Raw genomic sequence first — 13,303 nt, forward strand, 5'->3', positions numbered from 1 at the left:
ATATTCACAGAAGGCTCATTAAAGCAAACTTCAGAGCGGCAATCGCCCATTGAACGACAATGCCAGAGTGGTGCTGTCGACATATTCCAGCTCACCGCCTACCGGGACTCCATGAGCGATACGGCTCACCTTGACCTGGTAGCGATGGGCGATATCGGCAATAAAATGCGCGGTAGCATCACCTTCCACTGTCGGGTTAGTGGCCAGAATAAGTTCGGCAATCTCACCTTTGGCAAGATGCTCTTCCAGTAGCGCCAGTCCCAACTCTTCGGGTCCGACACCATCGAGCGGTGATAGATGCCCCAGCAATACAAAATAGCGGCCACTGAAATGCCCACCGGCTTCAATAGCCAATACATCGGCCGGCGTTTCAACCACGCAGATGGTATCGGCATTGCCGCGCCGCGGACTGGCGCAGATGGGACAAAGCGTTTCCTCAGTGAAAGTACGGCAAGACTGACAATGCCCCACCTCTTTCATGGCCCGCTCCAATGCTTCAGCCAACTTAAGTCCGGCTTTACGCTCGCGCTCAAGCAGTTGAAACGCCATCCGCTGTGCCGATTTAGGGCCGACACCGGGCAGACAGCGCAGCGACTGGATCAATTCATCAACCAATGGGCTGAATTTCATCTGTTATTCCGACTCAGAATGGCATCTTCATGCCAGGAGGCAGCTGCATGCCACCTGTCACTTCGGCCATCTTGGACTTTTGGTTTTCTTCAACACGACGGGCTGCATCGTTGCAGGCCGCGGCGATCAGATCTTCCAGCATCTCTTTGTCGTCTTCCAGCAGGCTGGGATCTATCTCGACTTTGCGAACATTGTGGCTGCCGGTCATGGTGACTTTCACCAAGCCTGCGCCTGACTCACCTGTGACTTCCATGCGGGCGATCTCTTCCTGCATTTTGGCCATTTTTTCTTGCATCATCTGGGCTTGCTTCATCAGGTTGCCCATACCGCCTTTTCCAAACATAGCTTTATCTCTTCAATTCAAGTTGTGAGTAACAGGTCAAAGTTGGCTAATCTTACTGAAATAAACCCGCTTGGCAATCCAAGAGTCGCATTGAACGGCAATCTTATGAAGCGGGTAACATCCACCGGCCCTAGGGCGCCTTGTCTGCAATCAAATTAGCCCTTTGACTGAGCAGCTCAGGGGGGTAGCCGAGAGTATCCTGATCCAGTTCGGCCCCCATATGACTAACAAGCCATTGAATATTTTCATCATTCATCAATGAAGCATGAGCTCCGCTCAGGAGTTCCTGATGAAAACGATGACGAATTTCCAACGGCGTTTCCCGTTGGTCATCTACTCCTACGACAATCTCGGTGCGGCAAGGTTTCCCAAACAGTTTGGAAAGCGCCTCTTCGAGCTGTTTGATGGCCGAATCTGCCGCCAAGTGTTTCTGATCCGGCTTGAGTAACAAAGGTAGCGGTTCAGCTATCCTCTCACAGACTGAGTTCACCGCCAGTTGCCGTACCCGGCCGCCTATATCCAGCGCGGACATCAATTTATACCAATAGAGATCCTGTGGATGACCGCTGGGCAGAGCATGGGCAAAGACATCCGCGGCCCCTGGGTGAGGTGCTAAGCCCGGTTCGGATGCGGGCTTAGCCTCGGCATTTGCCACTATATTTAGACTTGGCTGCTGCCCAATCGCTTTGGCAGGCTCTTGTACCGGCTCATCTATCGTCTGTGGTACAGCGTCCTGTACTGTCTGCGGCGCAGTATTCTGTGGCTCAGGTTCAGGCACAGACTCAGGTTCGGCTTGTGGGAAAGCCGCATTTTGAACCGTTTCACTGCCTTCCATCATCTCGCGACCCGCTGCAACCGCACCCTCTGGAGCATCTTCCCATGGTGGCCTGTCTTCCTTGAGCGCCGCAACATGACTTGGGCCAGATCCGAAAGGCATTTCCCCGGCGACAGGAGTTTGCGGTTCTGCTCCGGAGGGCCCCGGGCTGTTTTCTGGCTCAAGGCTGTTTTTCGGCTCAGGGCTATTGCTCAGCTCAAGACCATTATGCCGCTCAGGGTTGTTTTCTGATTCTGCTGCCGCTTCAGGCTGAGTGGCCGCTACAGCATCGGACTCAGGAGCTGCGGCCGCGCTGCGGCGCTCCGGCAAAGGCTTTTTTTCTTCACCGTCCTTGGGGCTGGCCGCCTCTATATCGCTGAGCAGCAAATCCCGGGTGGCAAGCACCTGATCGAGCAGATCATCACCCAAGATGTCATCGCTGGCAGATTCTATGTTGGCATCGGCAGGCACTGACTCGCTTGATGGCTTACTTGGCAGCGATACTTCGGAGGCACTCTTGTCGGCAGCGGATGGCATCTGACCGTCCATCGACATCTGCTGCTGATAAAAATCCAGGCTGCTATCCTGCGCTTCACCTTGTTGTGAATAGCTCATGGCAGCGTAGAAGTCATCCTGGGACTGCTGCTCATCGTTAATAGCCGAGGTTTCAGCTTGTGAAACAGGCTGGTGAGGCTGAACTGCAGTCGTTTGCTCTGCCGGCAGAGACTCGATCACTTTAACTGACTCAACTGCCGCATTTGCTTCAACCACAGCTGTTTCAGACGAATTCATCTGTGAAGGGGAAGCTTGCAAAGGCACAGAGACCTCACTCCGAAACCCCATGCTACCGGCCTGGGATAACAGCAGCGCTTGTTCGGCCAATAACGCCTGCTCACCCGCATCTTCGCCCTTATCGGCAGCCGTCTGCGAGTCAACGCCACTCTGCTGCGTCTCAGCCACCGAGCTTACCTGTGTTGGCATCTTGGCAGCTTGCGGCTTCTCGACTTGCGCTTCGACAGCATGGCTGGTAACAGATTGAGCAGAGGCGGCTTGAGGCTTTATCTCATCGGCGTTACTGCTTGCCACAGTTTGATTCGGCGCCCTTGCAACTGCAGCTGCACTATTGCTGTTATCCAAGGCAGATAGATCGGCGACTTCCCCCCTTTGCCAGCGTTTGGGCGGCGTTTCCGGCACAAAGGCAACGGCTCTGAGTAACGCCATCTCCAGCCCTGACTTAGGGTCCGGCGCATAAGGCAGCTCCTTGCGACCACTGAGCAGCAACTGGTAATAGAGCTGCACCTGCTCGGGGGCGAGGTTTTCAGCATAATGGGTAATTTGAGGACCAAACAGCGACAGATTAGCCGCCGCCGGCGCAAACTGGCTCAGGGTTATCTGATGCAAGAGCTCCAGCAGGCTACGTAGCACTTCGGCGGCATCGGCGCCAAATGCCAGCACCTTGGCCACCTCCTGCATCATTTTGGCGATATCACCTGTAAGGAGCGCATCAAACAGCGCCAGCACCTGGCGCTCATCTATGGCGCCGAGCATGGTTTGAACCTGCTCCAGCATCACTTGCCCGGCCCCAAAGGCGATGGCCTGATCGGTCAGACTCAGGGCGTCACGCATACTGCCGTTGGCGGCTCGCGCCAAAAGCGTCAGCGCAGAGGTTTCAAACTTGAGGCCTTCGCTTTGCAAAATATGCTGCAACTGGCCGGCCATCTCAGTCTGATCCAGGCTCTTCAGGTTAAATTGCAGGCAGCGGGACAGCACTGTCACCGGCAGCTTTTGCGGATCTGTGGTGGCCAGCAGGAATTTGACGTGCTCTGGGGGCTCTTCCAGTGTTTTGAGCAGTGCATTAAAACTGCTGCGGGACAGCATGTGCACTTCGTCTATCAGGTAAACCTTGAACCGCCCCCGGGTCGGGCGATACTGAACATTGTCAAGCAGTTCGCGAGTATCATCTACCTTGGTACGGGAAGCGGCATCGACTTCAATAAGGTCGACAAAACGCCCCTGGGCAATTTCCTGACAGGCACTGCATTGGCCACATGGCTTGGCGGTGATCCCGGTTTCACAGTTGAGCCCTTTAGCGAACAGGCGCGCCAAACTGGTCTTGCCGACGCCGCGGGTACCGGTAAACAGATAAGCATGGTGCAGTCGTTGCTGACCCAGGGCATTGGTCAATGCATGCAATACATGTGATTGGCCGACTACCTGATCAAAACTGGCAGGCCGCCATTTCCTGGCTAGTACCTGATAGGACATGAAACTCCCCAAAATCCATAAAAATATCTTTGCGGGAGCAAGCTCCGCGGATCGTAAAACAATAACATGAGGTATAACTTCATGCTACCGAGATGACCCGCAAAGCGGCAGGGATGAGCTTTTATTCGCCTTCAAACTCGCACAGTTTGACTAACTCAAGCCCATGTTCGGTCAGGCGTTGTTCACCACCCAGATCAGGCAGAGAAATGATAAACGCTGCATGTTTGGCCTCGCCTCCCAAACGACGGATAAGCTTAACCGTGGCTTCAATGGTGCCGCCGGTTGCCAGCAGGTCGTCAATAACCAATACCTTGTCACCCGGCACTATGGCATCAACATGCATTTCCAAGGTGTCGTGACCATATTCCAACTCATAGCTCTCGGCTATGGTTTCTCTTGGCAATTTGCCAGGCTTACGCACAGGAACAAAGCCCAATCCCAGTTCCAGCGCCAGCGGAGCCCCAAAGAGAAAACCTCGGGCTTCGGTACCGACAACCTTGGTAAAACCATGATCTTTATAATGATCCACTAGTAAGCGAATACTTAACTGATAGGCGACCGGGTCTTCGAGCAAACTGGTCACATCACGGAATAGGATCCCGGCTTTTGGATAATCCGGAATGGTTTTAATGCTTTGCTTAATCAGGCTTAAGCTGTCGGAGTTCATTGCCATAGTCTCAATACTTCGTTTCCAGACACTGGGCCCGGCTCTTTACAACAAAAAAGTCCACACTGAGGTGGACTGCATTTCAAAAATCCGGCTAAAGCTTAAGCCGCTTTAATCCGCCATGCAACAATCTCTGTCGATAAGTGATCCAGGAGTTGTTGCTTTGTGTCACAGTTCAATGGTTTTCTCCAAAAGCCATTAACCTGGGACATATCCATACTGGCAGCGACTTCCTCTCGAGTGTGAGTACTGAGCACTACTATGGGCAAACTGCCATAGCCTTCCAGTTGTCTGAGCAGCGGGATGAAATGCGGCCCGTCAAGCAAAGGCATGAAAAATCCGCTGATCACTGCATCGAAACTTTGCCGTTCGGCACAAGCTAACCCCTGCATACCGTTGGCCGCCAGCGTACAGCGCCAACCTTGGCTCCGGAACAATTCCGCCAAAGCCTGTTGGCTGATGTTATTATCATCAACAAGCAAAATATTGAAACTCATTAAATTTCCCTGGTGGTTTCAAGGCGCGCCAAGGCTACCCCAACTGAGTGACAAAAGCACGACGAGCCGACATTTTTGTCTACAGGATCACTCACTGTCTTCCAGTTCAGGAATTTGCCACAGGAACGCCAACAGACTAATACAACATACCGCCAGCAAGAGTTTCACCCACCAAAGCGGTACCAAGGCAATACTAAGGGCAAAACTGGCACCACTGATCAAAAAGGCTTTTCGCTTTAATCCCTTACGCATCGCTTTGCGGGAATGCCAATCGGCAAGAGGCTGGGCGAACCAAGGATGGCTGTGCAACCAATCATGTAGCCGTTCACTGGAACGAGCGAAACAGAAGGCGGCCAATAAAATAAAGGGAACTGTCGGCAACACAGGTAAGACGATGCCAAGCAACCCCATGCCCAGACTCAGGATCCCGAAAATTAAAAAGAAGCCTCTTTTGATAACCATCCGCTTTCCTTTGGAAAATCGGTCGCGCCTAAGGAAGGTGCAAATAAGTCCTCGTGGCGCTCTGGCTTGCACAGCAATTGGCGTTCAAGGCATCTGACTGAAGACATGCCGGGGCCTGTCGAAGTCGGATAACGCAGAAAGCCGGTTGCTGTGAAAGCCCCGAAGGGCGTGGCTTACAGGCCTGCCTGCTGTGTTGTGCTTCTTGCAAAGGACTAGGGCCATTTGCGGCGAACCACGCCTTGCATCCAAGCCCGTAAGCCGACGCAGAGCACACATGGGACCTGTTCGCACCTTCCCTAAACAAAAGCCACCGCTGAGGGTGGCTATTGTAGCAAAAATGGTATTTTGCTGCTTCAGATCAATCCCGCGTGTTTCAGCCAAGACAGGCTGGCCGGCAATGTAGGTAACAGCATTACCAGAATAAAACCAAGAAAATACAAAATATTGAATGGGTCTTTAAACGGCTGACTCATGACAGCTCCTCTACTTCCAGGGCTAGTGTGGGAGTGACCTCAGTCACAAAACCCGGCTATTCTAGCCCTTTATCACGCCGATAAAAACCATGTTTTTTCAATGGGATTAGCCAATCCCTTGTATTAATGTCGCTTTCAGGCATCAATGTCAGCAAAAGGCAGGTACAACTAAAATAAACTCATGCCTTACAAAAAGTTGTGGTCGGGATCGCGGCTGCAGGCTGTTTGCGAACAATACCCAGCGCCGCCAACTCAGCCAAAGTTGTGGCCGCGCCCTGACAAAACTGCTGCTCTGAAAATGAGGGAAATGTCTCTGCAAGCCAAGCAAGTAACCGGGTAAAGCTCAATGGCGTTTGTTGCAATTTTGCCAGCAGCTGCGCCGTCATCGGATTGAGCCTTAAAAAGCATACTTCCTCTTCCAGGTCACGATAAACGCAGAAAAATACCGGCAGGGGCGATACTGTATTTGGGCGAAAATCTGGACTAATTCTGTCAACTTCGAACTGATATTGCGCCACTTTGGCGGTGGCGGCCAATTGCAGTTTTGCAGCCAGTTGCTCCAACGCCTGAATGTCAGCCTGTTTGAGCCAAGGCGCTGAATCATCTTCGGCCACGGATACCTGCAGTTCCAAGAGTTCATAGTGTGCCAATTCCAGCATAAAAGGCATTGCATCCAACGCACTTGCCTGTTCCCGACACAGATAGTCGAGAAACTCGGCGGCAATATCGATAAATAGCGGGCTTTGACATTCATGACGGGCAAAAAAATCCTTTACCAACGCCAACCACTGCGCTTCAGTGTGCAGCGACTTGAGAACCGGATAAGCATTGGAGACAAAGCCGTTGACATTATTGAACAAAAGCTCGCGATATACCTGCATGTGTCGTTCGTCGGTGCCGGCCGGCAAAGGCATATCTTCCTGCCGCAAATAGGCCACAAAAGCCCGTTGTAATTGAGCCAGGGCCATTAAGCTCTCCTCTCTTGTGCAAAAGCATCCAAGGCCTGCCCTTGTAGCGAGCCTATCTGCTTCAACTCCTGACACAAGACTCGGGTTTCAGGGATATTAAAGTCCCGCTCCAGCAAGGTAGGATGTACCCCGTGCAATCGATAACACTCTGCCAGTAGTTGCCAGACAGGATTGATAATATCGGCGCCATGGGTATCGATAATCAGATCCTCATCCTGCTGATAATGACCTGCGATATGCAGGTAAGCGATGCGCTCACTGGGCATAGCTGCCAGAAAAGCCTTGGGATCATAACCATGATTAACCGAGTTGACATAGATGTTATTGACATCAAGTAGCAGACGACAATCAGCCTCTTCCAGCACGGCGCAGACAAACTCTTGCTCGGTCATCTCGGCGCCAGGCGCAGCATAAAAGGACACGTTCTCCAGAATAAGTGGCCGCTCCAGAATCGCTTCAACCTGTTTAACCCTGGCACTGACATGCCGCACTGCTTCGTAGGTAAAAGGGATTGGCATAAGATCGTACATATGCCCATCGGCGGAGCAATAACTTAAGTGCTCTGAATAAACATCTATCTGATGCAAATCGAGGAAACGCTTAATCTCCTTGATAAACACCAGGTCCAGCGGATCCGGGCTACCGATGGAAAGACTGAGCCCATGGCAATAAAATGAATGCCTTTCGGTCAATTGTCGAAACTGCTTGCCAAACTTACCGCCAAGACGCATCCAGTTTTCCGGTGCCACTTCAAAGAAGTCGGCCTCTTTAGGAGCTGCCTGACAAAACTCAGCCAACATCTCCCGCCTAAGCCCCAAACCGACACTGTTATTCATAAATAATTACCGCCTTGTGGTTTCAGACAGGGCGCAAAGCGCCCTGCACTATTCAACTTCAGTGGTTACTACCACACTTGCCTTCCTTGACTTTGTTAGCTTCTGCCTTGGCTTTATTCTCTTCGGCTTTGGCTTTGCCTTCGGCTGAGTGCATCATGCCTTCACCGCACTTGCCTTCGCCACACTTACCCTCTGCGGCCTTATTCACTCCCTCTCCACACTTGCCCTCGGCAGCCTTATTCATCCCTTCACCACATTTACCTTCGCCGCATTTGCCCTCACGGCTTTTTTGCTCGGTTTCTTTGACTTTCTTATCACCACATTTACCTTCGCCGCACTTGCCTTCATTACCAACCAATTGATAACCGGCTTCCATAGTCTGAAACCCGAATGGGTTGGCATTAGCTTCTGCGGCGACGGCGCTGCCGGCGATAACCATGCCCAAAGCGGCTGCTACTGTAGTTGTCTTGACTGTCTTCATTGTCTTTCCTGCCTTTGCTCATAGAGTTGTTACGAGTGACCGACCTCAATTGCCGGCTTGCAATATCAGACCCGGGGACAGCAGAATCTATTTCATATTTTTCAACCGCGGATCACAGTTTTTATCCAAAACCCCATGTAGGGAACCATGAGTAAAATAGCAAATGCAGATAAGATCAAGCTGTTAACAGTTACATATCTAAAATAAGCCTGTGCCTTTTAAGCTGTCGATTGGTGCCGGATGGGATTTAAGGTAGAATGCGCCACTTTCTATTTCAGCCAGGCCTTAAACACGTGCGTATTATTCTCGCCCCTATGGAGGGGGTTGTTGACAATCTGATGCGGGAACTGCTCTCTGCAATAAACCCTTATGATCTGATGGTCACCGAGTTTGTACGTGTGGTGGATCAACTATTACCCGAAAAAGTCTTCTATCGTCTCTGCCCCGAGCTGCTGCAAGGCGGCATGACCCTCAGCGGTACGCCGGTCAGAGTACAACTTTTAGGGCAGGAACCCGGTTGGATGGCCGAAAACGCCTTGCGGGCTATAGAACTCGGCTCCCAAGGGGTAGACGCCAACTTTGGTTGCCCGGCCAAGATGGTTAACCGCAGCAAGGGCGGCGCCGTATTGCTGCAGTATCCGGAGCAAATCCACAAGATAGTCAAAGCCATGCGTCAAGCAGTTCCTGAACCGCATGCGGTGACCGCCAAAATTCGCCTGGGGTTTGAAGACAAGAGCCTGTTTATGGAAAACGCGCAGGCGATTTATGAAGCCGGCGCCACTGAGTTGGCCGTCCATGCCCGCAGTAAAAAAGACGGTTATCGTCCACCGGCCTATTGGGAATATATCACTGAGATCCGTAAAAAAATGGCCATTCCCGTGATCGCCAACGGCGAGATTTGGAACCGGGAAGACGCCCTTCGCTGCATGGAAGTAACGGGTTGCGACAGTATCATGGTGGGCCGCGGCGCCATCTCTCTACCCAATTTGGCGGATCACATCAAGAACAATGCCGAGCAATATAGCTGGCAGCAAACCCTGGCGCTTTTGATGAGTTACAGCCAGAAAGAACTCAACGGCCGCAAGAGTTGCTATTACCCGGCGCGAATAAAACAGTGGTTCAGCTACCTCAATCGCCAATACCCTCAGGCCGATGCCCTGTTCAGAGAACTCAGAGTACACAAGCAAACCGATGACATAGTGACCACGCTCAGTCAGGCTTATCGCGAAATAAATGACAAGATCTGAGCAATTCTGACAAATTAACGCCTTAACGACAGAAAATGTCACCCAGATTTGATCTTCATCATAGTGACATTGACCCGGCTGTTTAGACTAAATGACCGTAGACTCAATCTTTACAGGCTATTATCAGTGAGCAGCTCCCATATCAGACAAGCATTGTCGGCGTTAGAAATCGATCTCAGGAAAGAGATAATGGTGCTCGGACCCCACTGGGATCCCCAGATGTCACTCAGTGATCTGATTGAAACCATGACTCAAGCCGATCTTTGCAAACACCCCCTCTACCACAGACTGTTGCGACTGGATGCCGCGGTGTGCCAACTGGATTTAGGGCTTTATGGTCTTTGCGCAGACTGTGAAGCAGAAATCGAGTCACATCGACTCGTTAAAGACCCGACCGAGCAGCGCTGTGAACGTTGCCATGAGCAATATAAACATGAACACAGACAAGAGTTGCGCTTGAATCACTAGTCAGTTAAGCAGTAAAGGCAACCCCAGAGGTTGCTTTTTTGTTTGAGGTTATGTTTTGGCGTTTAAAAGCTAATAAAAAAGCCCCGCCAAAATGACGGGGCTAAGCCGTAAGGGAGGATCGGCGTTTTATCAGAACTTCTGATTAATGGTTACAAACCAAGTGCGGCCCAGTACGTCGTACAGCCCTGTGTTGACATCACGATAACCATCGTAGCTATACCAGGTTGGCGCTTCTTCATCGAACAGGTTATTAACCCCCAGGGTGACAGAACCATTCCAGTTGTGAGCATAAGTTAGCTGAACGTTGTGCTTGAAGTAGCTGGAAACATCAATCAAGTCATCATTCTTATAGATATCAGCTCCTGAATCCTGACTGCCTATGTAGTAGGTCGTCCAGGCAGCACTCCAGTTATCACGGGTCCAGTTAACCGATGCACTGCCACGCCACTGAGGAAGATCCTGTAGACCGGCTTCATCGAAGAAGTCAGACTCAGCGTCGGCCTTGGTCTTGTAATCCAACACATGGGTCATTTCCAGCTTCAGACGGAAATCACCGAAATCAGTTTCCTGGTTGTAGCTGGTGACAAAGTCAAAGCCGGAGGTTTCCAGGGCACTCAGGTTACGATACTGGCTGTGAATGGTCTCAATCTTGCCATCACTGCCACGAACTATGTACTGAGAACCACCATTGGCAATTTCTTCACGAATCAAATCGTCAACATCGACCACTTCAATCTTGTTGTCGTAGCTGATGTCATAATATGAAGTCTCAATACTCCAATCATCGGTCACGTTCCAGACAAAACCCAGAGTCAGGGATTCACCTTCTTCTGCATCCAGGTTGGGGTTACCGCCGTAGAAAGTTTTATGCTGTTGGTTATTGGCACAATAGTTTTCATCTGAATTATCGGCACACCATAAAGAATCGAGCGCATATTCAAAGCTCAATGCTTCACCGGCAAACATTTCGCCCATATTCGGGGCACGGAAAGATTCACCCCAACTGGCGCGCAGCAACAGGGAATCAACCGGACGCCAGCTGGCAGAAAGCTTAGGTACGACTGAATCAAAAGTAGAAGATACATGGCCAGAAGCTATGTTGCCCTCCTGCTCGTAACGCTCATAACGCAGCGCGGCTGACAAGTCGATATTGTACGGCAATGAAGATTGCAGCTCTACGTAGCCTGAGCTACGATCCCGGGTTGCATCAACATCGTCACCACCTGAACCACCTGAGATAATACCGGCGGCTGATTGCGGATCACTCAGCTGTACGAACTCAATCATTTCATACTCGGCACCGACAACCGCGGCCAAAGTAACGCCATTGCCTTCATACAACATGCCGGACAACAAACCATCAAATTGGGTGCTGTTGAATTGCGCCTGATACACACCTGTGTGGGCCGCTTGACCATAGAGATCGGTCATCTGCGCATTCCAATCCTCATAACTCATACCTGTGGTATTGAAGATGTCGTAATCACCCGAATCGATCAGATCCTGAACGATATTATCGTTGATCAGGTTGTAGTTGAATGAGTCAGTGGTTGAGCGGGTATGCTGGGCATTAATTTCCCAGTCGATGCCACTGCCCACATCCCAATAACCTACCAGCCCAGCCAGGAAGTCGATTGAGTTGGTTTCAGTGGTGGTATCCCGCGGACCAATCTGTGCTGATCTCATATAAAGAGTAAGATCTTTATCGATAGGATTCAGCGGATTATCAGCATCCATTACCGGCTGATTAGTTGAAACCGGAGTCCCCGCATAACGGGTATTAGTCTCACTCAGGCTGGCAGAAGCGCGGCCACGGAACTGAATATCATCAGTCAGCTGATAGCTAAAGTTAGACAGAATACTGTTGCGGTTCACATTCCCAAACAATTTGGTCACAGAGCCTGGATCATACAGGCAGCGTGAAGCGGCTTCCTGGGTTGCATCAGTCTGGTTGCAGGTATCGGCGTTATAGTAAAAGTCATATATCTCCTCTCCCTTCTCATTCAAGACACCGGTATTGTAGTAACCGCTGGGTGAAGGGCTGTAAGAGCTGCCGTTATTCAAGAACCAGTCGGCACCGCCTTCGTCCCATATGTGGCGATCATAAACAGAAGTGGCATCATAATGCTCGAACGTCAGGGTGATATTGCCCTTATCTGTGCTAAAACCGGCGGCCACGGAAAAGCGTGAAGAATCACCGCCTTCCACATCCGGAGATTCGCCTGTGTAGTTCAGCTCGACTCCTTCAAAATCTTTCTTGGTAATAATGTTAATTACCCCAGCAACCGCATCTGAGCCGTAAACCGCCGAGGCACCATCACGCAGAATTTCGATTCGCTCAACAATCGCCATGGGAATGCTGGAAGTATCGGCAACGGTTCCTGAGCTTGAGCTGGTACCCGGCATGCGACGACCATCGAGCAGAATAAGCGTTGCCTGAGACCCCAGACCACGCAGGTTTACATCACTGGTGGCACTGGCTCCGGCACCATAACCGGACATACCCCGCCAGGAACCAAAACTGTTAATGCTGGAGTTATTCAATACATCGGCAACCGAAGTTTCCCCGGTAACCTTAAGATCGGCTGCAGTGATAACAGTCACAGGTGAAGCCGTTTCCATATCCACTTGCTTGATACGTGAACCTGTTACCTCGATCCGCTCAACTTTGCCTTCTTTTGCTTCCTCAGCAGTGGCATATCCGCTGAATGCAATTCCCGTAACTGCCGCAGCAAGTAAACCGCGACGAACTGCCTTTGCAGTTAAACTGATGGAACTCATACTTGTCTCCCTGATGTTTCTTTTGTGAGAAATATCTGATTATTTTTGTTTTAAAATTTGCAAGCATATTGCAATGCTTACGATGATATTCCACAAATAAAACAATTTGGTCAATATTAAAAACCACCAAAACAACTAGGCAACAACAAATTGATACAAATAATTACACAGGTAATCAACAGCATTAAATTTAACCAATGAAAATCAGCAAGATAGCCACCAAAAGGACAAACTGAAACATATTGATACCTAGGTGTTTAAATAGTTAAAAATATTGCTCCAATGAAACAATCTGGCACAACAAACAAAAATAACAAATTAATCGCCAAGAGAAAAAAGATAACAACAAAACAACATGTGAATTAAAACGT

Annotated in this window: 12 protein-coding genes; 2 read left to right on the plus strand and 10 right to left on the minus strand. The window is 50.5% G+C overall.

Features of this window, described 5'->3' with window-relative positions:
- Positions 1-30: 30 nt before the first annotated feature.
- From recR to AYI96_RS05345, 9 genes are all read right to left on the minus strand, one after another.
- On the minus strand, positions 31-630 hold the full coding sequence (recR, locus tag AYI96_RS05300; protein WP_039033855.1) for a recombination mediator RecR: 600 nt from the start codon (positions 628-630) through the stop codon (positions 31-33).
- Between the two features lie 13 nt (positions 631-643).
- On the minus strand, positions 644-973 hold the full coding sequence (locus AYI96_RS05305) for a YbaB/EbfC family nucleoid-associated protein (protein WP_025011505.1): 330 nt from the start codon (positions 971-973) through the stop codon (positions 644-646).
- A 130-nt stretch (positions 974-1,103) separates the two neighbouring features.
- The gene (gene dnaX / locus AYI96_RS05310; RefSeq protein WP_144361135.1) at positions 1,104-4,052 is read right to left on the minus strand and encodes a DNA polymerase III subunit gamma/tau; all 2,949 of its coding nucleotides are present in this window, start codon (positions 4,050-4,052) and stop codon (positions 1,104-1,106) included.
- 121 nt (positions 4,053-4,173) lie between these two features.
- Positions 4,174-4,725 (minus strand): adenine phosphoribosyltransferase, encoded by a 552-nt coding sequence (apt, locus tag AYI96_RS05315; RefSeq protein WP_039033853.1) that lies wholly within the window; start codon positions 4,723-4,725, stop codon positions 4,174-4,176.
- A 95-nt stretch (positions 4,726-4,820) separates the two neighbouring features.
- Positions 4,821-5,216 carry a response regulator gene (locus AYI96_RS05320; RefSeq protein ID WP_052248030.1) on the minus strand — a complete coding sequence of 132 codons (396 nt, stop codon included), beginning with the start codon at positions 5,214-5,216 and terminating at the stop codon, positions 4,821-4,823.
- A gap of 87 nt (positions 5,217-5,303) precedes the next feature.
- Positions 5,304-5,678: a YbaN family protein gene (locus AYI96_RS05325; RefSeq protein ID WP_144361136.1), complete on the minus strand. Its 375-nt coding sequence runs from the start codon at positions 5,676-5,678 to the stop codon at positions 5,304-5,306.
- 652 nt (positions 5,679-6,330) lie between these two features.
- Entirely contained in the window at positions 6,331-7,119 is a 789-nt protein-coding gene (locus AYI96_RS05335) for a DUF2063 domain-containing protein (RefSeq protein ID WP_144361137.1), read from the minus strand.
- Positions 7,119-7,955, minus strand: a complete 837-nt coding sequence (locus AYI96_RS05340) for a DUF692 domain-containing protein (RefSeq protein ID WP_039033851.1) — start codon at positions 7,953-7,955, stop codon at positions 7,119-7,121. Before AYI96_RS05340 ends, AYI96_RS05335 begins: the two co-directional genes overlap by 1 nt.
- Before the next feature lie 58 nt (positions 7,956-8,013).
- Positions 8,014-8,436, minus strand: a complete 423-nt coding sequence (locus tag AYI96_RS05345) for a hypothetical protein (RefSeq protein ID WP_039033850.1) — start codon at positions 8,434-8,436, stop codon at positions 8,014-8,016.
- A 293-nt stretch (positions 8,437-8,729) separates the two neighbouring features.
- Between AYI96_RS05345 and dusC the strand changes: the two genes are divergently transcribed.
- Entirely contained in the window at positions 8,730-9,683 is a 954-nt protein-coding gene (gene dusC / locus AYI96_RS05350) for a tRNA dihydrouridine(16) synthase DusC (RefSeq protein WP_144361236.1), read from the plus strand.
- Between the two features lie 126 nt (positions 9,684-9,809).
- Positions 9,810-10,151 (plus strand): TraR/DksA C4-type zinc finger protein, encoded by a 342-nt coding sequence (locus AYI96_RS05355; protein WP_071476474.1) that lies wholly within the window; start codon positions 9,810-9,812, stop codon positions 10,149-10,151.
- Positions 10,152-10,280: 129 nt separating this feature from the next.
- Here AYI96_RS05355 and AYI96_RS05360 read toward each other — a convergent pair whose 3' ends face one another.
- Complete coding sequence (locus AYI96_RS05360; RefSeq protein WP_039033848.1) at positions 10,281-12,932, minus strand: TonB-dependent receptor; 2,652 nt, start codon at positions 12,930-12,932, stop codon at positions 10,281-10,283.
- Between the last annotated feature and the right edge of the window lie 371 nt (positions 12,933-13,303).

This window comes from Shewanella sp. MSW (assembly GCF_007636515.1).
Classification (GTDB): domain Bacteria; phylum Pseudomonadota; class Gammaproteobacteria; order Enterobacterales; family Shewanellaceae; genus Shewanella; species Shewanella indica.